Raw genomic sequence first — 25,405 nt, 5'->3', positions numbered from 1 at the left:
TTAGAAGGGATTATACGTGAAAACTTTCACCGCATCCGCATTCGCTGCCTACGTTAGGATTATTAAATTTAAATCCTTCGTTTAAGCCTTCTTTAACAAAATCCAGCTCGGTACCGTCAAGGTAAACAATACTTTTACCATCAACAATAACTTTCACACCTTTGTCTTCAAAAACGGTATCTTCTTCATTGATTATATCAGCAAACTCAAGTACATAAGCCATACCTGAACAACCAGAAGTTCTTACACCTAAACGTAATCCTTCACCTTTACCACGGTTTTGCAAGAAAGATTGAATACGTTGCGCTGCACTTTCTGTAAGAGAAATAGACATTGCGAACCTCACATTTAAAACAAATAAGGCAGATGCCCGCTATTATGCAGCATCCGCCTTTAAATTATTATCACTCTTTATACTTCAAATTACACCGCTATAAGCGCAGACATGAAACTTGAATTGTTTTGAGTATAGTTACCAGTTACTGAGCTGCATGTTTTTATTTTTTATCGCATTTATGCTAGCAACCCATATAAGCTAATATACGTTATTTACTTTGGCGTTTGCTTTTGTAATCTGCAATAGCAGCTTTAATCGCATCTTCAGCTAAAATTGAGCAGTGAATTTTCACTGGTGGTAATTCTAACTCTTCTGCAATCGCTGTATTTTTGATTGACTCTGCTTCATCCAAACTTTTACCTTTCATCCACTCTGTCACTAGTGAACTTGATGCAATAGCTGAACCGCAACCATAGGTTTTAAAACGTGCATCTTCGATGATACCGGCATCATTTACTTTAATCTGTAATTTCATGACGTCACCACAAGCAGGTGCACCTACCATTCCACTGCCAACGCTTGGATCACTATTGTCGAATGAACCAACGTTACGTGGGTTTTCATAATGATCGATAACTTTTTCACTGTAAGCCATTTTAAACTCCTGAAATCATCTGATTAATGGTGAGACCATTCGATACTACTGATATCTACGCCTTCTTTGAACATATCCCATAAAGGAGAAAGCGCGCGTAAATGGTCAATTGCGCCATGAATCAATGTGATTGCATAGTCAATTTCTTCTTCTGTCGTAAAGCGACCTAAGGAGAAGCGAATTGAACTGTGAGCGAGTTCGTCATTCATCCCTAAAGCACGAAGTACATAAGAAGGTTCGAGGCTTGCGGAAGTACAAGCGGAGCCTGATGATACGGCTAAATCTTTTAATGACATCATCAACGATTCGCCTTCAACATAGTTGAAGCTTACATTTAGAATATGAGGGGCACCATTTTCTAAATCACCATTGAGATAAACTTCTTCAATATCTTTAATACCGTTCCATAAACGTAAACGCAATCCACGCAAACGTATGGACTCTTCAGCCATTTCTTCTTTTGCAATACGATATGCTTCACCCATACCGACAATTTGGTGAACCGGTAAAGTACCTGAACGCATACCACGTTCATGACCGCCACCGTGTTGCTGCGCTTCAAGACGAATACGTGGTTTACGACGCACATATAATGCACCAATCCCCATAGGTCCGTACAATTTGTGCGCAGAGAATGACATCAAATCAACTTTTAATGTTGCAAGGTCAATCGGTAATTTACCAACACTTTGCGTAGCATCCACATGGAAAATAATACCGCGACTACGGCATAATTCACCAATAGCGCTAATATCCTGAACAATACCAATTTCGTTATTAACATGCATAATCGAAATTAAAATGGTTTCGTCACGAATAGCAGCTTCTAAATCTTTCAGGTTAATCAAACCATTACTTTGAGGTGCCAAATAAGTCACTTCAAAACCTTCTCGTTCTAATTGACGACAAGTATCCAAAACGGCTTTATGCTCAGTTTTGCAGGTAATAATATGATTGCCTTTCTTTTTATAGAAATTAGCAGCACCTTTAATCGCCAGGTTATCAGATTCAGTTGCACCTGATGTAAAAACGATTTCGCGGGGGTCAGCATTGACTAATTCCGCAACTTGGTTACGTGCAATATCAACGGCTTCTTCTGCTTGCCAACCAAAACGGTGGGAACGAGACGCCGGATTACCGAAAATCCCATCCATTGTTAGACATTGCATCATTTTTTCAGCAACGCGAGGATCAACTGGCGTCGTTGCTGAATAATCGAGATAAATTGGTAATTTCATTGCTCACATACTCCAAAGGTCAAGATGACTTGCCTTTAATTTTCTAAAGATACTGGGTGAAATCAGCTATTTATGCAAATTCCTACCACTTTTTGTATCGACTGCAATTTGTTATATTTTGTATATCAATTAATTTAAATCTGTTCCCAATAATTCAAACTACAACTTATGTTAGATAGCCATAACTCGCGAATAAAGCAGCAATGTTATAGCTTAAACAATAAAAAACAGATTAATTAAGCACGTACATTAATAATAGAATCAAGCGTAATACCGTTAGGCATTGTTTTACGCTTTTCATTATCTTGTCTATCAGCAACGACCATCACTTCTTGATTTTTTACTAGCTCATCAAGACTGATGCTGCTGAGGAAACTGGTAATTCGATCGCTCAAGTCACGCCATAAAGCATGCGTTAAACAACGGTCGCCATTTTGGCAGCCTTCTTTATTACCTTGACAACGAGTTGCATCGACAGACTCATCAACGGCAGCAATAACTTGTGCAACAAAAATTTGATCGGGCTCTCTACCAAGGAGATAACCGCCACCGGGTCCACGGACACTAGAAACGAGTTCGTTTTTACGTAATCGAGAGAAAAGTTGCTCAAGATAAGAGAGGGAGATTCCCTGACGCTCAGAAATATCAGCTAAAGGTACTGGGCCAGTCTGAGAATGTAACGCGACATCTAGCATCGCAGTTACTGCGTAACGCCCTTTGGAAGTGAGTCTCATAGCATAATGCTCCGTGGTAAAATATGAAACAATTGTGTCATTCCTGACTAATTTAGTCAACTATTTACCTGACTAATTTACTCAAGTATTATTTCACGGTTTTAGCCTCACTTTTTCGCCCATTTTTCCATCGAAGTCAGAATACCCCGAAGAATATGTAGCTCTTGTGTTTCAATATGTGCACGGGTAAAGAGACGTCGCAATTTACTCATAATTAAACCTGGGTGAGCTTTACGAATAAAGCCAGATTCATTTAATACACTTTCAAGATGAACATAAAAACGTTCAACATCTTCTGATGGCGGATATTCTACCTCATCATCTTCTGATTTTACCGTATTTTTTTCATCCAATGCCAAATAAGCCATACGAATTTCATAACTGGCTAATTGCACTGCCATCGCTAAATTTAACGAACCATATTCAGGATTCGTTGGTATATAAAGGTGATATTGACACTTTTGCAGCTCTTCATTGGTTAGCCCAACACGCTCACGGCCAAAAACAATGGCGACAGGAGATTCTTTAGCCTGATTGACCGCTTTTACTCCACACTCACGAGGCTCAACCATCGGCCAAGAAAGTGTACGAGAACGCGCACTTGTCCCTATAACTAATTTACAACCTTCTAAGGCTTCATCGAGAGAATTTACGATTGTCGCATTACCGATAACATCACTCGCCCCTGCTGAAAGCGCTATTGAGTGTGAATCTGGTTGAACAAGTGGATTGACCAAATACAGATTAGAAAGCCCCATGGTTTTCATTGCACGGGCTGTAGAGCCCATATTGCCAGTGTGTGAGGTTTCAACAAGAACGATACGAATATTATCTAACATGGTTTACACATTTTTTATGAAAAATTTATCGGCATAGTTTAACACAAAATTGCTTATTGTGACGAACATCTATATAATCCGCGCACTCAAGTTTTTCGTTCTTTAACATTCCAGTGGAAAAAGCCCATGCATCCAATGCTTAATATTGCCATACGTGCTGCACGTAAGGCCGGTAATCACATAGCAAAAAACTATGAAATGCCAAGCAACATTAAAGTGACTCAAAAAGGCGTCAATGACTTCGTGACTAACGTTGACCAAGAATCTGAGTTACTTATTATTGATATCATTCGCAAATCTTACCCAGATCACACTATCATCACAGAAGAAAGTGGTGAATTATTAGGTAAAGATGATGATACTCAATGGGTAATAGATCCACTGGATGGCACTACTAACTTCACAAAACGTCTACCTCACTTTGCAGTTTCTATCGCCGTACGCGTCAAAGGCCGTACAGAGGTTGCTGTTGTTTATGACCCTATGCGTAACGAATTATTCAGCGCAGTACGTGGCCAGGGTGCTCAACTTAACGGCTACCGCTTACGTGTTGAAGCAACTCGCGATCTTGACGGTACAATCATTGCCACTGGTTTCCCATTCAAACATAAACAACATACCGCGCCATTTATGAATATCATGAATAAGATGTTCGAAAAATGTGCAGATTTCCGTCGTACAGGTTCTGCAGCACTTGATTTATGCTATGTTGCAGCTGGCCGTGTCGATGCTTACTATGAAATTGGGTTGAAGCCTTGGGATTTCTTAGGTGGAGAACTTATTTTGCGTGAAGCTGGCGGTATTATGACAGACTTCGTTGGTAACCATAATTATTTGGCTTCTGGTAATATCATTGCAGGTAACCCACGTATTGTTCGTGACATTTTGAATGTCATGAAAGACGAATTATCTGAAGCGCTAAAACGCTAATCAAATCAAAAGAGGTGCTGAAAAGATATCAGCATCTCTTTAATTCTCCCTTAATAACCTTTTTTATAACCTATTCACGAAAAATCATTTAATTGATATTGCAATTCAGTATAAACAACTCAACCAATCTAATTTTAGCTGATCTTAACATGGTTAAATATCACCCAACAATTAATCAATAATTTTATTTATTAAAATTCAGTTAATAATTAAATTTAATTTAAAATTAAAAAAAATTAACCAAACTAATTTCAAAAAAAACAATAACGACACTGATAAAAACAATAATTACACTCACATAAATAAACAAATAAAGTTTCATATCGTTATCAATTAAAATAAATAACAAATAGAACGAGTAAATCAAAAATATAAACATTTTTTTAAAAAAATAAAAATAATAATTTTCATAAAGATAAAAAAGACTCAAATCTCATTAATTATTTTTTAAATTTATATTTGAAATAATTTAAAACTATATCTAACATCAAATAAGACTGACTATTCACTCAGTCTATTGACTTAAAAACATATGAACTTATATTCTACTCCCTAACATTAATGGGGTTAACTATGTCTAGATATATATTGCGTCTTTCATTACTTTCTTTAACTGTTATATCAGGCTCAGCACTTGCAATAACAAATAGTGCTGGTGGCGTCATTTCACTTTCTGGAGCAATTAGTGACACAACCTGTACCATCAATGGTGGTAATAGCGCTGACTTTACCGTTGTATTAGATCCAATAACTATTACAGATGCGGGAACTACGGCCAATTCAGTAATTACGAAAAATCAAAAACAATTTTCATTAACATTTTCTGATTGCGCTCCAGCAGGACTTCCAGCAAGCAATCTGAAAGTTCATTTTTATTCCTCCAGCAATATCTCATCGTCCGGATTATATTTAGTAAATACCTCAGTGAATGAAAATGATACAACTGTAGCTAAGAACGTAGGCTTTAGTTTATCCAAAACGGCAACCCCAACTGTCGCTATTCCACTAAATACAGTATTTGATACTGGCCTTGTTGGTAATCTAGCCGCACCTAATAGTGAAACTTTAAACTTGATTGCGAGTTATTACAAAACGAATACCGCTGCTGCAAAAGTAGGTCTTTTACAGTCGAATGTTATTTATACTGTATCTTATCTCTAACTTTAAAAGTCAGGCTCATATGAGTCTGACTTTTTTGTGGATATTAATTATGAAAAACTTTTTGTTATTCCTAATAGGGATTTTATTTTCCCAATATGTGCTCGCTAATGTAGTCATTACAGGCACTCGAATAATTTATCCTGAAGATATTGATAGCGTGACTATACAGTTAGCAAATAACAGTAAGACATCTTCCTTGGTTCAATCGTGGATAGACAACGGAGACATAGATTCTACCCCTGAAACATCTGATTCTCCCTTTTATCTTTATCCGCCCATCGTAAAAATTGAAGGATCACAAGGGCAACAATTAAAGATTAAAAAGATGGAAAACCAGCTACCTGATAATGTTGAAAGTGTATTTTATCTTAATGTACTAGATATACCGAAAACTGCTGATGCAGCAAAAGGAAAAAATGCCATACAGTTAGCAACGCGTTCAAGAATTAAACTATTTTATCGTCCAAAAGGATTAACTGAATTACCTAGTGAGTCTATTGAAAAAGTAATTTTTCAATTAATTAATAATACTGTCTTAGTAAAAAATAACTCTCAATATCACTTTACTTTAGCGTCAATAACAACAAATGAAAATAAAGATATTTCGCTCGTTGATTCAGCAATGATTGCGCCATTATCAAGCCAAGAAATTCCATTAAAAAATAAATTAAAAAATAATAATATTACTATTAGTTACGTTGATGATTATGGTGTTTTCAAATACAAAGATATCAAACTTTAAAAGAAGAAATCATCGTGAAAAAAGAAAACTATCTCTATATTCTAATCCTAATAGGGTTACAGAGTAATATAAAAAATTCTATAGCGGATGAATTTGAAACTTCCTTATTGGTTGGAAAATCTGCACAAGGAGATATTTCACGATTCACCATGGATAGCAATATTCCATCAGGTAAACAACTTGTCGATGTTTATGTTAATCAATCATGGAAAGGTCAATTTCTTGTTGACGTAGAGGATAATGGAAAAAAAATTAGTCTTATTGCTAATGATATTCAAAAGCTAGGTTTAAATTTAGCAGCTACGGTTTTGGAGCAATCAAAGGAAACACAGTGGGTTCCTATTGATGATTTAGTTTCAAATGTTCATTACAAACTTAACGTGAATGATCTACAGCTCAATATTTCAGTTCCTCAAATTGCAGTGAAACAATCTGACGCAAGCTATGTGGACCCTAGCCTTTGGAATTATGGACTTCCCGCTATTATTTTTGCTTATAATGCTAATTACTATAGTTATAAAGAAAAGAAAAACCAAAAAATTAATAATGATAACTTTTATGCCACTCTAAATTCAGGTGTTAATTTAGGTGCTTGGCAATTTAGAGATGAATCTAATTATAGCGATAGTAGCCATGGCGAAAAAAAATGGAAAAATAATACGCGTTATGCCTACAGACCGATTAGCACAATTAATTCTGGGTTAAAAATCGGTGACTTCTATACACCGGCGGCCCTTTTTAATAGCATTCGTATCCGAGGTATCGCTCTGGCAACCGAAATGGGAATGTTACCAAATTCAAGCCAAAATTTTGTACCAGTGATTAGAGGAGTTGCTCAAACAAACGCACTAGTCAGTGTCTATCAAAATGGAAATTTAGTTTTTCAAGAAAATGTACCGCCGGGTGAGTTTTTATTCGATGATATTCAACCAAGTGCAGGTAGCGGCGATTTATCGGTCAATATTCAAGAAGCTGATGGGCGCACTGAATCATTTACCATTCCTTATTCCACTGTCCCCGACATGCTTAAAGAAGGTATTTATAATTACAATGTATTAGCGGGGCAAACTAAAATTGATAATACGCACTATCAGCCGAAATTTGTCCAAGGTGAAATTCATTACGGTTTAAATAATTTAGTCACTCTGTACACTGGTGCACTCATGAGTGAAAATTATCATTCAGCGGTGATTGGAAGTGGATGGAATTTCAGTTTTGGTGCAATTTCAGCTGATGTAACCCATGCTAATACCCAACTTGATTCAGGTGACAAAAGTGGACAAAGCTACCGCTTAGCCTATAGCAAATACATTAATGCCACTTCAACAAATTTATCGATTGCGACTTACCGCTATTCGACTAGCGGTTACTATAGTTTTATTGATTCAATATATTCCCATGATAATTACCAAGCTTGGAAAAATTATCAAGAAGCGCTTTCTAATCAACCTAATAATAACAACAGTACTGATTTGTCATTAACAAACCTTGATGCATTGCGGGGCTCACGCGCTAAAAACACCTTTACTATCAATCTAAACCAACGATTAAGTGATGAATTAGGTTCTATTTTTGTTTCAGGCACTCATCGTGATTACTGGAATACAGACGGTAATAGCCGAGAGTATCAAATAGGTTATTCCAATAATTTTAATGATATTTCATACAGTTTGTCAGCTTCTCGCATTCGTAATAATGATAACAATGAAGAAACTCGCTATTACGTGAATATCAACGTCCCTATAGATCTATTTGAGAAGCGTGCCAACATCAGTATGGGGACTTATTTTACTGATGCACACTATCAGCAAACTGCAATGAGTCTGAGTGGAATTACCGGTAGAAATGACCAAATAAATTATACCGTTACGGCAACAAACCAAACAGGCGGAAATAATTTAATTGGGACTAATATCAGTTATAAGCACCCATACAGTACAGTGTCAGGATCTTATACTGAAGCTAATAACTACCGACAAGCAGGGTTAGGGGCGAGAGGAACTGTTATCGCCATCCCTGAACATATTGTTTTTTCAGGGGAAACAGGGCAAACCTACACCATTATTGATGCTCCAATGGCGAACCATATGATGGTCAATTCCGATAAAACTGCACTGACTAACCAGCAAGGCGTCGTTCTGCTTGCAAATTCAACACCTTATCGAACCAATACTTATACGCTTTCCGATACAGATACCACCTCAGGTGCTGATGTTATAGGAAATATGGGAAATGTCAGTCCCTATCAAGGTGCCGTTAACTATATCAAACTAGAAACCGATACCCGCCAAACTTATTTATTAAGAGCATCTCTTGCTAATGGGGACAGTTTGCCCTTTGGTACAGAAGTCACTGATAACCAAAAACAAAATATTGGCTATGTTGGGCAATCAGGTGTGCTTTATCTAAAAGGCGAGCAGTTACCTTCAAGCTTACATATCAAACTTGATCCTAGTGGTAAAAATGAATGTGTCATCAATAACCCAATTAATACGATGACTAAAAATCGTAACTTCTGTCGATAAAGGAAAAAGCAATGAAAAAGATAACACTTGCGCTTCTAATATCTGCTCTGTTAGCGACGAGCCAATATGCATCAGCAAGCTGTAGGCCAGCTTCTACGGTGACAGCTCCGGCACTCTCATTCGATTTATCCACAGAACTCACTAGCACATCAACCACAGTAACAAAAAATAGCAGAACCATTTACCCAGGTACATTTACCTGTACGGCGAGAGGATTATTTCCAAATGCTGTTGGTATTGCATCCCCATTTGAAGGCAGAATAGCAACTATCGGCTTTAATGGCGGAAAACAATTTGTTTCGATTACGGTGACTGCCTTAGAAAAAAACCAAGTGACAGATATCGCCACAGGTAGCCACCCCGCATCTGATCTTGATTCTAATTTCACAATCAAATTTACCTTAGTAGATAGCAAGCCAAGCACTAATTATAAAGAAGTGACCGGTAGTTTTATCACTATCACACCTGTTGTACTTGCATCAGATGCATCGTCATTAACTATCGTTCAATGGTTACTCAATATTGTCAGCAAACTAATTACTTTTTTATTAACACTACAATGGCCGTCTGATCCTGATGATATTTTTTTACAGCCTATATCAATAACCTACAATCCAATTTTAACAACTTGTAACTTTGCCAATCAAGGACTGGTAGTTACACTTCCTCCGGTTAGCATAACCGCAGCAAAAAATACCCCCCGAGCAGGTTATACCCCTTTTACGCTCAATTTTACTTGCCAAGATTTTCTTAGCGGAGGCAATGCTTCTCGCGATGTTTCGATGTTTTTATCTAGCGCTAATTTGCTATCTACAGATAAAACGGTACTAAATAACTCTGCCAGTCAAGGCGCTACTGGGGTGGGTTTTAGACTCGTTAAAGCAGATAACATCAACACGCCTCTTGTACTATCAGACAGTGTCACGGCACAAAATAGTGCAACTAATATTTTTAATGTGACAAAAGGTAGTCCAATATCCCCTTCATTTGCCATTAATATGGGGGCTTATTATTATCCATACAATGCAAATAGTGTCACTCAAGGACGTGTATCCAGCACTGCAACTGTCGTTATGTCATATAATTAAAAGTGAGGGGATATGCTTGCTATCAATAAAGTCATCGCAATACTGGCGCTACAATTTTTCAGCCTACATGTTGATGCTAGCATTGTGCTTCAGGGCACTCGATTGATCTTTCCAAGCGATAGAAAAACAATAAGCATTCAAGCGGTTAACCATAGTGAGCAATCTGCATTGGCACAAAGCTGGGTTGATGAAGGAAATGTTGACTCAACACCAGAAACAACGAATGCCCCGTTTATTGTCACTCCACCTATGACTAAAATTTCAGCCCATGAAGGTTCACAAATACGAATTCAATATATCGGTGATGAACTGCCAAAGGATCGTGAATCTGTATTTTATTTAAACGTATTAGATATTTCTCCCAAACCCAGGGATAAAGCCAATCTAAACGTCTTACAACTCGCGCTACAAACACGCATTAAATTATTCTATCGCCCAATAGAGTTAACTGAAAAACCTGAAAACATAATAAATAAGGTTAAATTCTATTCAGAGAATCAATCTCTAAATATAAATAACCCTAGCCCATATTTTTTAAATATTTCTGAACTGTATATGGAAAATAATCAATCGACCCCCATAGCAAAAAGCTTGATGGTGGCGCCGTTTTCCATTCACAAAATTAATTATAAAAACCTATCCAATACAAATATCGTGATTATCTATATTGATGATAGAGGTGACTTTATTACCTATAAAACTATGATTAACAACAAACAGGGGTCGCCGGTTAAGCTGCCCATTTGTTGTTAACAACATGATTTAAACCTGTGCAGTCACTCTTGGTCGGATAAATAAAGCTGGCACTGCCAATAACGCCATTAAATAAAATACAACACCATGATGAGTTGGCACTCGTTCATAAATGAATCCAACAACAATAGTCAATATGGCTAATCCACCGCCCATGGCTAATGCAGAATAAACGGCCTGTAATGGAATGATTTCGCTTTCTTTGCGCGCACTGATAAAACGCATTGCAGCTAAATGGCAGACGGTAAAAGTACCACTGTGTAGAATTTGGACAATAATCAGAACAGGTAAAGCCGTAAATGCCCCCATCAATCCCCAACGTACAATCCCACAAAATGCAGAAAGTAGTAGCAAATTACGGGCGCTCCAGCGCCGAAATAGGCGATGACTTAATGTAAAAACAATCACTTCCGCAACAACACCCAGAGACCATAAGTTACCAATCACTAAATCTGAGTAACCCGCTTCTTTCCAAAATAGCGAAGCAAAACCATAATACGCCGCGTGAGCCCCTTGCAGTAGGGATACGCAGATTAAAAACCTAACTACATTTTTATCAGCAATTAATTGCTTAACAGAGACTTTAGCTTGCCCTTCTACCTTCGTGGCACCAGAAGGCATAATTGCGGGTCTTAACAAGGTGCTGACCAGTAAGGCGGCACAACTGATGACTAACGCCACCATGATGGATTTATGCCCCCAAACTCCAGCTAAATACCCCATTAATGAAGAACCAATAATAAAAGCTATCGATCCCCAAACGCGTATTTTGCCGTAATCAAAAGTAAATTGCTTTTGCCATGCGCCGGCCAATGAATCACCAAGCGGCACCATAGGTGCAAAAAATAAGTTAAAACCTATCATAACAAACAGAAGCCATGCCCAATGAGAACCCAGAGCAAAACCAACAGAAAAAATAAAAGAGAGTACCGCCAATATTCTTAGTGCAATAATTAGTTTTGAAGGTTCTTTCACTAACGGGGTAATAAACATCGCCCCCAGAAAACGAGCCCCTAACCCTATTCCAAGTAAAACACCAATCATCTCTGCATCAATACCCTCTCCTTTTAGCCAAATAGACCAAAAAGGCAGAAAAATACTATAAGCAAAAAAGTAGGTAAAATAATCAATAGCTAGCCAGCGTGTTGATGGAATTACCATCATTCCTCCCTTATTTTAAATACAAAAAACCCGCTCGTACAAAATGTAGAAGCGGGTTTCGGTAACGATTAATGTCTATTATGCGTAGACTGGGTGTTTTTTGCAGATGGTTAATACTTTCTGTTTAACACGCTCAATGGTCGCTTCATCATTGAGGTTATCTAGAATATCACACATCCAGCCGGCTAGCTCAGCGGCTTCTGCTTCATTAAAGCCACGGCGAGTAATTGCAGGAGAACCAATACGTACCCCAGAGGTCACAAATGGGCTCTTAGGATCGTTTGGTACGCTGTTTTTGTTAACTGTAATATTCGCGCGACCAAGTGCAGCATCTGCATCTTTACCGGTAATATCTTTATCAACTAAATCAACTAAGAATAAGTGGTTCTCAGTACCATTAGAGACAATTTTATAACCGCGTTTTTGGAAAACAGCAACCATAGCTTTTGCATTTTTAGCAACATTTTGCTGATAAACTTTAAACTCTGGCTCCATCGCTTCTTTCAGTGCAACCGCTTTACCTGCAATCACATGCATTAAAGGGCCGCCCTGTGAACCTGGGAATACCGCTGAATTAATTCTTTTGTATAACTCTTCATCGCCACCTTTAGCCAGGATTAAGCCACCACGTGGGCCTGCTAAAGTTTTATGTGTCGTCGTTGTCACCACATGTGCATGTGGAACTGGGTTTGGATATACACCTGCGGCAATTAAGCCTGCAACGTGCGCCATATCAACAAACAAATATGCACCGATACTATCTGCGATTTCACGCATTTTAGCCCAGTCAACCAGACCTGAGTATGCAGAAAAACCACCAATAATCATTTTTGGTTTATGTTTTTCAGCTTGCTCTTTGATATCGTCGTAATCGATTTTGCCGCTTTCATCAATACCGTAAGGCACGATATTATACAATTTACCGGAGAAGTTAACTGGCGAACCATGAGTTAAGTGACCACCCTGCGCTAAGTTCATACCTAAAACGGTATCACCCGGTTGTAATAGCGCCATGTAAACCGCTGCATTGGCTTGTGAGCCAGAATGTGGTTGTACGTTTGCGTAATCTGCACCAAATAATTCTTTTGCACGGTCAATCGCTAATTGCTCTACGACATCAACGTATTCACAACCGCCATAATAACGCTTGCCCGGATAGCCTTCTGCATATTTATTGGTTAGCTGAGAACCTTGAGCCTGCATAACTCGTGGACTGGTATAGTTTTCAGAAGCAATTAATTCAATGTGCTCTTCTTGACGGACAACTTCTTGTTCCATCGCTTTCCATAATTGTGGATCATAGTCTGCAATATTCATTTCACGCTTTAACATTCGCTTCTCCTGCCTCAGCAATTCAATATGTTGACAATAAATTCATAGCAATAGCGCTTAGTGTAAACTCTTTTTCGCTGTTGAGATAGCCCTAAAGAAAAAATCACGCAAACGTTTGCATTAATTTTTTAACCCAAAGTTACCTTAAAGCACTTCCCTATAAAATAGCTTATATTTAAATTTTGAACGCATTATTCTCTGCTTTTGTTAACCACCTCTCAATATGTGGCTATTCCCCAAAGATTTTCGATAGCAAGCTATTTACATATTTCACTAAATATTATAAGTTGTATTTAAAATGCATGTTTATAATTTCATCATATAATGAAAAAAATTCAGGAGCACCTGTATGCTTAATAGCCAAACTATCGCCATTGTTAAATCAACTATTCCTGCCATTGTCGCCACAGGACCAAAACTTACCGCTCACTTTTATGACAGAATGTTTAAGCAACACCCTGAACTAAAAGATATCTTTAATATGACCAACCAAAAAAATGGTGACCAACGAGAAGCATTGTTTAATGCAATCTGCGCCTATGCTGTCAATATTGAAACACCAGAAGCACTGATGTCTGCGGTAGAAAAAATTGCCCAAAAACACGTTAGCCTAAATATCAAACCTGAACATTATCCAATTGTGGGAGAAAACTTACTCGCAGCAATTGATGAGTTATTGAACCCCGGACAAGATGCTTTAGATGCATGGGGTGAAGCTTACGGTGTACTTGCGAATATTTTTATTAATCGAGAAAAAGATATCTACCAACAAAATGAAGAAAAAACAGGTGGATGGGAAGGATTGCGTGAATTTCGCCTTCATTCAAAACAGTTACAAAGTGATGTTATCACTAGCTTTGAGTTTGTGCCTGTCGATGGCAAGCCTGTTGCGGATTATCGCCCTGGTCAGTATCTCACCATTTATATCAATCATGAGAGTTTAGATAATCAAGAAATACGTCAATATTCACTCACAACAGCACCTAACGGAAAAAGCTATCGAATTGCCGTAAAACGAGAAGATCAAGGTGCAGTATCGAGTTTACTACATCAGCAACTTAATCAAGGAGATACTGTTCACTTAGCGCCTCCTTGTGGTGATTTCTTTATCGATATCGATGCACAAACACCTGTGACATTAATCTCCGCAGGTGTAGGTCTCACCCCTATGCTAAGCATGCTTAATTATTTAACTGAACAAGCACATCAAGCGACCGTTAATTGGCTTCATGCCGCTGAAAATGGTGCTGTTCATGCATTTAGCCATGAAGTCAGTAAGCTAATGACCGCTCAACAAAATGGTCATAGTGCTATTTGGTTTAATCAACCTCGTGAAAATGATAAAGCGGGCTTCGATTATCAATATAGTGGACTGATGGATTTAATGCAGGTTAAAGAGTGGGTAATGCAGCCCAATATGCAATTTTATTTCTGTGGGCCTGTTGGCTTTATGCAGTATATTGGAAAACAGCTTATAGAGATGGGAGTAGCGGCCGATAATATTCATTATGAGTGTTTTGGGCCTCATAAAGTATTACCACTTCACTGATATTAAGCTATCAACAGTAAAAATCGATACTTTATTTCGTGGTAACGGGTTCGCATACTAAATACATTTATCGTTAATATTTCGAGTTACAGGTAACTCTGTAATTCGAAATTAAATTAACGGTACAAAATCCCATTCCTGTGTATTTATACCGTTACCACTTTTTCTTTAATAATTAAATTGCTTCTTCGTCTTGCTCACCGGTACGAATACGAATAACACGCGTTACATCGTAGACAAAAATCTTACCATCACCAATTTTACCGGTTTGTGCTGTTTGCATTATCGTCTCAACACAGTTTTCGACGATATCATCAGGCACCACAATTTCGATTTTAACTTTCGGTAAAAAATCAACCATGTACTCTGCACCACGATATAACTCAGTGTGGCCTTTTTGACGACCGAAACCTTTCACTTCAGTCACGGTCATACCCGTAATTCCAACCTCTGCCAATGCTTCACGAACATCATCAAGTTTAAATGGCTTTATAATTGCATCAATTTTTTTCATAAATATTCCTGCTATGACCAGTTTTTACGGCCAAAACCTGAGGTGATCGGATAACGACGATCTTTACCAAAGTTACGCATGGTGATCCGTGGTCCTACAGGCGCCTGACGACGTTTGTATTCATTAATATCAACAAGACGCACAACACGACGCACGGTGGCTTCATCAAAACCTAATTTAATCAGCTGATCCACAGATAAATCTTTTTCAACATAACCTTCTAATAACGCATCTAGAATATCGTATGGTGGCAAGCTATCTTGGTCGAGTTGTCCCGGCGCTAGCTCTGCTGATGGTGGCCTATCGATCACACGCTGTGGAATAGCTGGCGATAGTGTATTACGATAATTAGCTAGTTCAAAGACAAGTGTTTTTGGCACATCTTTTAGCACATCAAAACCACCAGCCATATCACCATATAATGTTGAATATCCGACTGCTGATTCACTTTTGTTGCTAGTCGTCAATACAATACGGCGGCGCTTATTAGACATTGCCATTAAAATGACGGCACGACAGCGAGCTTGTAAATTTTCTTCGGTAGTATCGACTTGGGTTCCTTCAAACAAAGGTTCGAGTTGTGCCATAAAGGCATCAAACATAGGTTCAATAGAAACGATATCAAACTCAACACCTAATAACTCTGCTTGCTCTTTTGCATCATGAATACTCATTTCTGCCGTATAACGAAATGGCATCATCACGGCTTGTACATGCTCTTTACCAATCGCATCAACTGCAATCGCAACGGTTAAGCCTGAATCTATACCACCTGATAATCCTAAAATTGCGCCGTTAAAACCATTTTTATTAATATAGTCACGCGTGGACATAACTAAAGCTTGATAGACTTGCGCAATAGAAGACATTTCAGGAGCACTATTGTCTTGCGTGACCAATTTTAGCTCTTCAAATTGAACAGTTGCAATTTGTTCTTCAAATTCAGCTAACTGATAGACTTGCTTACCTTTATTTGCCAACACTTTTGAGCCGCCATCAAAAACCAACTCATCTTGTCCACCCACTTGATTAAGATAAACAATAGGCAAACCCGTACGTCGGCAATGATCAACAAGTAAGTCACTGCGAATATGTTCTTTATTAAGATCAAAAGGAGACGCATTAATGGTGAGTAATAATTCAGCGCCTGCACCTTTTACTGCATCAACTGGCTCGTCATACCAAATATCTTCACAAATCAACAAACCTAGACGATAGCCCTTGAAATCAATCACACAAGTATCTTCGGCAGCGGTAAAATAGCGCGGCTCATCAAAAACACCATAATTTGGTAGCTCTTGTTTAAAATAACGCGCAACTAGCTTGTCTTGATAGAAAAATGACAATGCATTATAAATTTGGTCATCTTCATACCACGGATGACCGACAATAATTGCGGTTTGCATACTGGCACGCTGCAAACGATCTAATTGCATTAAGCAACGTAGCTCAAATTCACCACGAAAAATTAAATCTTCAGGCGGATAGCCGGTAAGAGCCAGCTCTGAAAACATGACAATATCGGTGTTTTTTTCTTGTTCTTTAACAACTTGCAACATACGGTCGCAGTTGCCTTCAATATCACCAACTAACCAATTCAATTGAGCAAGTGAAATATTAAGCTTACGGCTCATAAGGTATTTCTTCTCCCGAAGTATTTTTAGGGGTGTCGTTAATTCTAAAAATATTATTCTTTAAAATCATTTGCTTCTAAATCGTGTCGCCCAAGTAATTTATAAAACTCGGTCCGGTTTCGTCCGGCCATTCGAGCCGCTTGTGTGACGTTGCCTTTAGTCATTTGTAATAATTTACGCAAATAATTTAATTCAAATTGATTACGCGCTTCAACAAAAGTCGGTAGTGCCGTATTTTCACCTTGTAATGCTTGGCTAACTAATGCTTCGCTAATCACAGGGGAAGTCGTCAATGCGACACATTGCTCAATGACGTTAACTAACTGTCGCACATTTCCTGGCCAAGTTGCCGTCATCAAACATTTCATCGCATCACTGGAGAAACTGCGAACAAAAGGCTTGTGACGTATCGCTGACTCACGTAGTAAATGATTAGCTAATAATGGGATATCTTCAGCTCTTTCATTCAACGCCGGAATGCGTAAATTAACAACATTCAGTCGGTAATAAAGATCTTCACGAAATTCATTTTTTTCCATCGCTTTAGGCAAATTACGATGTGTTGCCGAAAGAATACGTACATCAATATCCAAATCGCGATTACTGCCTAATGGGCGCACCTTGCGCTCCTGCAAAACACGTAAAAGTTTTACTTGCAATGCCATCGGCATATCACCGATTTCATCTAAAAATAGGGTTCCACCACTCGCCGCAAAAAATAGCCCTTCACGATTACTGACAGCTCCGGTAAAAGCCCCTTTAGCGTGGCCAAATAATTCGGATTCAAGTAATTGTTCTGGCAAAGCGCCACAGTTTATTGCAATAAAGGGTTTTCTTGCTCGCGGGCTCGCCTTGTGAATAGCTTGCGCTAAAACTTCTTTACCTGTTCCACTTTGCCCATTAATTAAAACACTAACATCTGATTGCGCCACCATGTGGGCTTGCTCTAATAAGCGGATCATCAATGGGCTACGAGTCACTATGCCCATGCTCCATTCTTCGTCACCTATTGGCGTTGAAGATAATGCTAATGCTTCATCAATTGCTTTATAAAGTGCATCTTTATCAACTGGCTTAGTTAAAAAACTAAATACACCTCGTTGAGTTGCAGCAACAGCGTCAGGAATTGAACCATGTGCAGTCAAGATAATAACAGGCATATTGGGATGGGCTTTTTGAATTTCATCAAATAGCGCCATGCCATCCATTTCATCCATCCGTAAATCACTAATCACTAAATCAATTTTTTCTTTTTGTAAAATCTTTAGTGCTTCAGGACCACTTTCTGCGGTAACAATTCTAAATCCTTCACTGCTTAGACGCATACCTAGCAACTTCAGCAGGCTAGGATCATCATCAACCAATAGTAAATTCGCTGACTTACGGCTTGTCATTGCGTTTATTCTCCGATTGATTTTTTTCTTTCACTTCGTTAATGACTTCTTTCGACTCACTAATAACTTCTTTTGGTTTTTCCGCTTCAAGCGCAACTGAATTCGCATTATCCACTGAGTTCTCAACTTCTTTCTCAGTTTCATTACTACTTTGTTTGCGTGAAGAGAGCTGGCGTTCAATATCCGTCAAATTTTCTAACTTACGAGAAATAGTATTCAGCTCAAAAGTTAATTTTGCATTTTCTTCTCTTAAACGATCCATCTTCGCATCAGTATCTTGCTGTAATCGTTTATAGCGAGCATTGGCCTCAGCCAAATTAATAATTTGCACTTGCTGCTCACGCCATAATTGCAATAGCGGGCGTATCGCCGTTGGAAAATTCAAACTATAGGCATTAATGTTATCAAGCATTTTACGGCGTTCAGCAATGGAAGGATCCGCAGAATTTAATAAAATATTTTGCTCAAAGACATTTGACCAATTATTAGCCTCAATTTTATTCGCATCACTACGTGCTTGTTGGGTTTCCGTTCTATCGGCACAGTCCATCATACGTAACCAAAATAGCGCATTCTCTAAAGCATTTGGCTGTTCATTATTCCAAATCGAATCACATGATGCATAACGATAGTCAGTCACTTTTATTTCAGGTACAACCACTTGAGCTAAGGTTTCAAGTGGTGATTGCCCATTTTTAGCAACACATCCCGTTAAAATAAAAGCAAATAGAAATACTGAAAAATGTACCGCTTTACGCGTTGAATTTAACGAAATAGCGTGACTTATTAATGTGTTATTTCTCTTCGACGATGCTTTATAGCGCAGCATTGCCAGAAAATCTATAGACCTATTTAACATTGTTATTCATTCTCAACAGTTAAAGGCAATTCAATTCTAAAACAGACATCAGCGAGTTTATTCGGCACCAGCGATAGCTCGCCACCCATTTGCTTAATGCAATCATGTGCGATGCTAAGCCCTAAACCACTTCCTTTAACCGCGCCCTTTCGTTGTAAAGAGCCTTGATAAAACGGTTCAAAAATCATGTTTTGTTCAGATTCAGGTATTGGTGTGCCCGTATTTGCCACTTCTATAAGCAGTTTATTGTCCGTTCTACGACTAGAGATCCAAATATTACCTGATTCGCCGCCATAGTGCACCGCATTGGAGTAGATATTATCAATAACACGCCCAAGCAAGGTGGGTTCAGCAAAGCAATGTTCAACTTTTAAACGAATATCTGTTTTAATATTTTTAGCTCTTGCGGGTAAATTATGTGCGTTAACAATATCTTCGATTAATTTTTTCAAATCGATATGTTGTGCTTCTGGAGGTTCATCCGCTAACTTACGATTATAGTCAAGTAACTGTTCAATAAGTTGCTGAAGATGCTTACTACTGTGATCGAGTATTTCAACCACTTCTCTTTGCGAGCTAGTCAATGGCCCCGCTACTTCATCCGCAAGTAATTCAGTTCCTTCACGCATACTGGCTAATGGTGTTTTTAACTCATGAGAAATATGACGCAAAAATTCGTGGCGTTGGGATTCGAGCCATTCCAGACGTTCACTTAACCAAATAATACGTTGAGCAATAGTGCGCAGCTCTCTAGGGCCTTTGAATCGCTCTAAATTATTAGCCAGTGACCCTCCGGTACCAAGGCGATTAATCATACGTTCAATTGCTTTAACTGGCCCAATAATCATTCGCGTAAATAACGTCACTAATAAAGCACTTAAAAGGAATAAAATGAGACTTTGCCAGCCAAACAATTGACCTTTATTAGCAATCGCTTTTTGAAGTTGCTCGCCGCGGCTAAAAATTACTTCACGAGTTTCTTGAACAAGATATGCGTTTGCAGTTGAAAATTGTTCGAGCGCCACCGTCACTTGTTTTGTCGGTTCATTATTTTCACAATTCACCTGCGCAAGTAATTCAAGATTTTTTGTAAGTGTCGAAGTATCAGAGGTTCGAGGTAGGATTGTTTTTTGCCGCTCAAACATTTGCGTGTAGTCAGCAAACTGTTTTTGATATTGATTTTTCAGTGCTGCATCTTGTAGAACACAGTATTGTCGATAGCTACGCTCCATTTCCAGCGCAAGACTACTCATCACCTCACTGCGCCTTGCATCAAGAAGTGTAGTTTTATTAATGTTCGCCGCTTGGTTACTTAGTTGTTCTAAGCTTTGATATGCCTGATAAGCTAATACCAACAGGGGTAACAAAACCAACCAAAATGCCATCATAACTAATTGGCGCAAGGATCGCGGGAAAAGCCGCCATTTACTCAATACATTCATCTCATACCTATTAAACGTATTTCAATGGTAGCAGAACTCAGCCCTTCGCGGAAAGTTGATTCATCGTTCTGTTATCCAAAGTATTTGAATAATCATATCTACAGCAATGAACGTGCCAATATTCAAACCAAAAGTACAATAATTTCAGTAGAATAGATAACTATAATAGAAACAAATACATTTAATATGGGACATGAATGATTTTGAATGATTTTGAATAATATAGTTGTCCTAAATAATTCAAGTTATAGCAAGGCGGCAAATGATGATAGCCGAGGAGCATACACAAGTATGTGACTCGGATAGCTGAATGAAGCCAACACAGCTATAGCCTTAAGTATGACGGACAACAAAATAGGAAGGCGGAATAGAGCATTACCCCTATTCCGCCAGCGACGTCTTATCTAACTTGCTATCTACCTATTTAGATATAATTATCTATAGTTAGATAGGTGGCGCCTCACTCAACGTGTCGTCCTGTGTTTGATAAAGCCCGAAGACAAATATCTGTAGTGTTGGACGGTAGGCACCTTACTTCGGCATCATTCTTGCTTTATGTGGTATGTACCCAACTAATCTTGGACCTACATAATAAATTGAATGAGCAACTGAATATTATTATGCACAACCCGTGCCAACTTTTCAATATAAATTTTACTTTGCTGATAAATAACGATTTTTAATTTAATCCTAATTTAAACCTATATCTCTTTTGATAAAGGCCCCCTCAAATCCTGATTAACTGTCTCTTATTAAAGACACTCATATTACTCATTTTTAAAACTCTTACTTATCAATAAGATAAATGTCGCCTTTTAGAGACAAGGAATATCGTGTTTGTCGCTAATTTTATACAGCTATCAAAATAATCCCCCCAACATACAGATTACTAATGCTACCCCAAGCATAAAGTGTAAATAAAATTAATTAATTTCAATAGTTATCATTTAAAGTGAAATAAAAATAAATTGAAATTTTAATTAAAAATCAATGTATTGAGTATATTGTTTAATATTTAACAGTAATAAATATTAATTTGAAAATTAAAAATAGATACAGATACTTAAATATAACACCTCACTAAAACCCACCAATAGGTAAAACGATGAATAATTCATTAGCGATAGAGGCTAATCCTGGCAATATTGATGCAGGGCTACATGTTATAGAACAAGCGACGGGGTATACATATCAGGCAGCTTTACGTGCCGCCGTGATTTTAAATCTTGCCGATATCTTAAAGACAGGTCCCAAAACGGCTCAGCAGATAGCTTTAGAAACAAATACTCAAGCTCCTATCATTAAACAAATATTACGTTTATTAGCCACACGAAACATATTTAAAACGATAAAAGGTGAAGGTTTTGCATTAACCCCTTCCGCTGAATTTTTACTCAGCGACCACCCTTACTCTGTTCGCCAAGCTATTTTAATGATGACTGATAAAACATTTTGGATGACATTGTATGAATTAAGCGACATGGCAGCCGGCAAACCCGTTTTTACAAATCGATTTAAAGAATCTTTCTACGATTATTGGGAAAAAAATGATGATAACCCCAACGGATTTCATGAAGGTATGTCCTCGCTTTCAAAGATTGAAAATAATTACATCGTAAAAAGCTATAATTTCCCAGAAAACATAACCATTGCTGATATTGCTGGTGGATTTGGAGGGCTATTACTTGAAGTGTTAAAAACAAATCCAACAACTAACGGTATTTTATTTGATAGAGAGCACGTACTCGCTAAAAATATACTTCATTTACTTGGTGATAATACTCGCTGGCGCGTTCAACCCGGCTCATTTTTTGAAGAATGTCCTGAAGCCGATATTTACTTGTTAAAGTACATTAGTCATAACTGGTCAGATGAACAAACAGTACAAATTTTTAAAACAATTCGCCAAGCCATGTCCCCCTCTTCCAAACTGTTATTGATTGAAAATATTATCACTGAAGATGACCAACCTTATTTTGGCCATGAACTGGGGTTAATTTGTACAAATCTATCTGCAGATGCAGGGGAACGTACTGCGATAGAATTTAGCCAATTACTTACCTTAGCCAGTCTTAAAATCAATCGTATTATCAATACAAATGCACACCATTATATTATTGAAGTATTACCACTTTAATTAAATAGCCCCTCACCCTCATCATCATGAGGGTGTCATGTCTAACTCTATTGTTAGCATCAACCCAATACATACCCCATTCCCCTAGCCGATTGAAAGCAAAATATATTTAGCAGATACAGGTCAGAATTCTAAACTATCTCTCTAGCTTATCTCTTCTTATATTGATATAAGATTTAATAAATACCTTATTCATCAGACAATAATAAATGATAAAAATAGCACTTATTGATGACCATGTTGTTGTACGTTCCGGTTTCGCACAGTTATTAACCTTAGAATCTGATATCGCCATTGTTGGACAATATGCCAATGCGCAAGAAGCTTGGCCTAACTTGATTAGTCTTGATATTGATGTCGCGATTATGGATATTTCAATGCCTGATGAAAACGGATTACAACTGCTAACACGCCTACGTCAAAAAAAAACTGATTTTCGAACCATCATACTCAGTATCTATGACACTCCAGCCTTTGTGCAAAGCGCATTAGATGCCGGCGCAAGCGCATATTTAACCAAACGCTGTGGCCCAGAAGAATTAGTTCAAGCCGTTCGCTCAGTTCATCAAGGGGGGTGCTACCTGTGCTCCGATGCAATGAAAGCCCTGCGACATTCACCACAACAAAAGCAAGGAATGCAAGAACTCACGCCAAGGGAAAAAGAAGTTTTTAATTTATTAATTGCAGGGTTGAGCGTCAAAGCAATTGCGGAACAGTTAAATCTCAGCCATAAAACAATACATGTGCACCGTGCCAATGTGCTAGGAAAATTACAATGTGAAAATACGATTGATCTTGTTCACTATGCCTTAGAACATAATCTCATTTCACGGTAAATCACCCCTGAAGGTCGCTATTGATGACTAAAAGCACTCGTTTGCTATTACAGTCGATTTTTCTACTTTTCACCTACTCATTAATTTGGATTGGGTTGTGGATTATTGGCTTTTACCTGAGTCAAAATAGCTTTCAAGCAACCTTATTTTTACCTCAAGGCCTTAGACTGGCTCTGATGATTATCCTATGGCGCCGCTATTGGCCAACATTACTGCTTTGTGAGGGTTTGCTAAATTATTGGCTAGCAGAAGAACAATTGTTAACGCAACCTATACTCTTGCTATCCCCTTTACTGAGCTTATGTGTTGCATTCATCATTCAGCATATTTGGTGGCGTTACACACTATATTGGCAACGTCTGCTGCTACTATTAGCGGGAGTTGCTGCAAATAGCGTACTCCACGCCCTTTTATTCAGTTGGCTCTCTCAATTTTCTATCAGCCAGTTATTCTTAACGACATTTACGGGTGGAATACTTTTATCACCATTTGTTTATCTCATTTATGAATATCTCCATGAACAGCATTATCAAATGTTACTTGATTACGGGACATCAGATAAACAACTACGCACCTCTTTGATTGTTTGGTGCTTTCTCTTTTTTGTTGTTGGCCTCAGCGCCCAAGTTTTTTTTGCACCCGAAATTGAACGGCTCATTATTTTACTTGTTTTCATTCCCAATGTTTTTATGGCTTATCGCTATGGTTGGCAAGGTGGCGTACTGTCTGCCTTACTTGGTAGCTTAATTATTACTTTTGCACGTCAATTTCATGGTGCCTTTGCCGATTTGCAAGAGCTTGAAATGTTTTTAAGTACTCAAGCACTCATTGGTATTGGCCTTGGAATAGCGATTAGTCGTCAAAAACAGCTAGCGGGTAACTTACAACAATACAGACAACGTTTAGAGCAAGAATTAAAAGCTCGCCGTGACCTAATGCGCCAGCTAGTACATACCGAAGAAGATATTAAAAAAGCCATTGCCCGTGAGTTACACGATGAAATTGGACAAAATATTACTGCGATCCAGATTCAGTCAATGCTTGTCAAAAAAACAGCAACAGACACTCTCAGTAACCAAGCTGCAAGCCAAATTAATGAACTCGCTCAACAAATTCATCAATCTACTCGTCAACTTTTACGTCAACTCCGCCCTCCCGTACTCAATGAGATGTCACTTGAAAAAGCGCTAACACACCTTATTGCTGAATTTTCATTTGAGGAAAATAATATTCAATGTGATTTTCATTATGGTTTACAAGAAACCCCTGCAAATGAAACCATTTTGTTTACCCTTTATCGTTTAGTCCAAGAGTTATTAAATAATATTAGTAAGCATGCCAAAGCGACACAAATCCAAATCTCACTAGAACAGTATGGTGACTCGATACAGCTAATTGTTAATGATAATGGAGTTGGCATCCCATTTAGCAAGCGAACCAGCGGGTTTGGTTTACGTGGAATAGAAGAACGCATTCGAGCGCTAGGCGGCGACTGGACACTGACAACTCAAGGCGGTACAAAAATAATTGTTAACTTGCCCACACTTTGAAACTAAAAAGCTAAAAACTAAGAATAATTCCTAGTCTCCTAATACCTTATCTCAT

Annotated in this window: 22 protein-coding genes; 10 read left to right on the top strand and 12 right to left on the bottom strand. The window is 38.1% G+C overall.

Going from position 1 to position 25,405, the window contains the following annotated elements; all coding sequences use genetic code 11:
• Positions 1–10 precede the first annotated feature (10 nt).
• The 5 genes from iscA to trmJ form a co-directional block, all read right to left on the bottom strand.
• Entirely contained in the window at positions 11–334 is a 324-nt protein-coding gene (gene iscA / locus DD649_RS19035; protein WP_294110603.1) for an iron-sulfur cluster assembly protein IscA, read from the bottom strand.
• Between the two features lie 211 nt (positions 335–545).
• On the bottom strand, positions 546–932 hold the full coding sequence (iscU, locus tag DD649_RS19030) for a Fe-S cluster assembly scaffold IscU (RefSeq protein WP_294110601.1): 387 nt from the start codon (positions 930–932) through the stop codon (positions 546–548).
• A gap of 23 nt (positions 933–955) precedes the next feature.
• On the bottom strand, positions 956–2,170 hold the full coding sequence (locus tag DD649_RS19025; RefSeq protein ID WP_294110599.1) for an IscS subfamily cysteine desulfurase: 1,215 nt from the start codon (positions 2,168–2,170) through the stop codon (positions 956–958).
• A 236-nt stretch (positions 2,171–2,406) separates the two neighbouring features.
• Positions 2,407–2,904 (bottom strand): Fe-S cluster assembly transcriptional regulator IscR, encoded by a 498-nt coding sequence (gene iscR / locus DD649_RS19020; RefSeq protein ID WP_294110596.1) that lies wholly within the window; start codon positions 2,902–2,904, stop codon positions 2,407–2,409.
• Between the two features lie 107 nt (positions 2,905–3,011).
• Positions 3,012–3,743, bottom strand: a complete 732-nt coding sequence (gene trmJ, locus DD649_RS19015; protein WP_336431048.1) for a tRNA (cytosine(32)/uridine(32)-2'-O)-methyltransferase TrmJ — start codon at positions 3,741–3,743, stop codon at positions 3,012–3,014.
• Positions 3,744–3,869: 126 nt separating this feature from the next.
• Between trmJ and suhB the strand changes: the two genes are divergently transcribed.
• The 6 genes from suhB (at position 3,870) to DD649_RS18985 (ending at position 10,942) form a co-directional block, all read left to right on the top strand.
• Entirely contained in the window at positions 3,870–4,673 is an 804-nt protein-coding gene (suhB, locus tag DD649_RS19010) for an inositol-1-monophosphatase (RefSeq protein ID WP_294110591.1), read from the top strand.
• Between the two features lie 573 nt (positions 4,674–5,246).
• Entirely contained in the window at positions 5,247–5,834 is a 588-nt protein-coding gene (locus DD649_RS19005; protein WP_294110589.1) for a fimbrial protein, read from the top strand.
• 49 nt (positions 5,835–5,883) lie between these two features.
• Positions 5,884–6,576: a molecular chaperone gene (locus tag DD649_RS19000; RefSeq protein ID WP_294110588.1), complete on the top strand. Its 693-nt coding sequence runs from the start codon at positions 5,884–5,886 to the stop codon at positions 6,574–6,576.
• A 14-nt stretch (positions 6,577–6,590) separates the two neighbouring features.
• Positions 6,591–9,101, top strand: coding sequence for a fimbria/pilus outer membrane usher protein (locus DD649_RS18995; RefSeq protein WP_294110586.1), 2,511 nt, complete (start codon positions 6,591–6,593; stop codon positions 9,099–9,101).
• 11 nt (positions 9,102–9,112) lie between these two features.
• The gene (locus tag DD649_RS18990; protein WP_294110584.1) at positions 9,113–10,189 is read left to right on the top strand and encodes a fimbrial protein; all 1,077 of its coding nucleotides are present in this window, start codon (positions 9,113–9,115) and stop codon (positions 10,187–10,189) included.
• A gap of 12 nt (positions 10,190–10,201) precedes the next feature.
• The gene (locus DD649_RS18985) at positions 10,202–10,942 is read left to right on the top strand and encodes a molecular chaperone (protein ID WP_294110582.1); all 741 of its coding nucleotides are present in this window, start codon (positions 10,202–10,204) and stop codon (positions 10,940–10,942) included.
• A gap of 9 nt (positions 10,943–10,951) precedes the next feature.
• On the opposite strand, the gene DD649_RS18980 is transcribed toward DD649_RS18985, so the two are convergent.
• Complete coding sequence (locus tag DD649_RS18980; protein ID WP_294110581.1) at positions 10,952–12,103, bottom strand: 3-phenylpropionate MFS transporter; 1,152 nt, start codon at positions 12,101–12,103, stop codon at positions 10,952–10,954.
• A gap of 78 nt (positions 12,104–12,181) precedes the next feature.
• Positions 12,182–13,435 carry a serine hydroxymethyltransferase gene (gene glyA, locus DD649_RS18975; RefSeq protein ID WP_294110580.1) on the bottom strand — a complete coding sequence of 418 codons (1,254 nt, stop codon included), beginning with the start codon at positions 13,433–13,435 and terminating at the stop codon, positions 12,182–12,184.
• Between the two features lie 349 nt (positions 13,436–13,784).
• Here glyA and hmpA point away from each other — a divergent pair, with 349 nt between their 5' ends.
• Positions 13,785–14,984 (top strand): NO-inducible flavohemoprotein, encoded by a 1,200-nt coding sequence (hmpA, locus tag DD649_RS18970; protein WP_336431047.1) that lies wholly within the window; start codon positions 13,785–13,787, stop codon positions 14,982–14,984.
• Positions 14,985–15,159: 175 nt separating this feature from the next.
• Here hmpA and glnB read toward each other — a convergent pair whose 3' ends face one another.
• The 5 genes from glnB to DD649_RS18945 are packed head-to-tail and all read right to left on the bottom strand — an operon-like array spanning position 15,160 to position 20,827.
• Complete coding sequence (glnB, locus tag DD649_RS18965) at positions 15,160–15,498, bottom strand: nitrogen regulatory protein P-II (protein WP_294110578.1); 339 nt, start codon at positions 15,496–15,498, stop codon at positions 15,160–15,162.
• Positions 15,499–15,509: 11 nt separating this feature from the next.
• A complete protein-coding gene (locus tag DD649_RS18960; protein ID WP_294110577.1) occupies positions 15,510–17,132 on the bottom strand; it encodes an NAD+ synthase in 1,623 nt (540 codons plus the stop codon).
• 53 nt (positions 17,133–17,185) lie between these two features.
• Positions 17,186–18,526, bottom strand: coding sequence for a two-component system response regulator GlrR (glrR, locus tag DD649_RS18955; RefSeq protein ID WP_294110576.1), 1,341 nt, complete (start codon positions 18,524–18,526; stop codon positions 17,186–17,188).
• A complete protein-coding gene (gene qseG, locus DD649_RS18950) occupies positions 18,513–19,385 on the bottom strand; it encodes a two-component system QseEF-associated lipoprotein QseG (RefSeq protein ID WP_294110575.1) in 873 nt (290 codons plus the stop codon). The genes glrR and qseG overlap by 14 nt, the downstream gene beginning before the upstream one ends.
• 2 nt (positions 19,386–19,387) lie before the next feature.
• On the bottom strand, positions 19,388–20,827 hold the full coding sequence (locus DD649_RS18945) for a HAMP domain-containing sensor histidine kinase (RefSeq protein ID WP_294110573.1): 1,440 nt from the start codon (positions 20,825–20,827) through the stop codon (positions 19,388–19,390).
• A 1,105-nt stretch (positions 20,828–21,932) separates the two neighbouring features.
• Between DD649_RS18945 and DD649_RS18940 the strand changes: the two genes are divergently transcribed.
• From DD649_RS18940 to DD649_RS18930, 3 genes are all read left to right on the top strand, one after another.
• The gene (locus tag DD649_RS18940) at positions 21,933–22,964 is read left to right on the top strand and encodes a methyltransferase (protein WP_294110571.1); all 1,032 of its coding nucleotides are present in this window, start codon (positions 21,933–21,935) and stop codon (positions 22,962–22,964) included.
• Positions 22,965–23,173: 209 nt separating this feature from the next.
• Complete coding sequence (locus tag DD649_RS18935; protein WP_294110570.1) at positions 23,174–23,800, top strand: response regulator transcription factor; 627 nt, start codon at positions 23,174–23,176, stop codon at positions 23,798–23,800.
• A gap of 23 nt (positions 23,801–23,823) precedes the next feature.
• Positions 23,824–25,350 carry an MASE1 domain-containing protein gene (locus DD649_RS18930; protein WP_336431046.1) on the top strand — a complete coding sequence of 509 codons (1,527 nt, stop codon included), beginning with the start codon at positions 23,824–23,826 and terminating at the stop codon, positions 25,348–25,350.
• Positions 25,351–25,405 lie beyond the last annotated feature (55 nt).

It is taken from the genome of Providencia sp. (genome assembly GCF_003533305.1).
Taxonomy (GTDB): Bacteria; Pseudomonadota; Gammaproteobacteria; order Enterobacterales; family Enterobacteriaceae; genus Providencia.
Note: the sequence above shows the minus strand (reverse complement) of the source record. Positions and strands in the feature narration are given on the sequence as shown.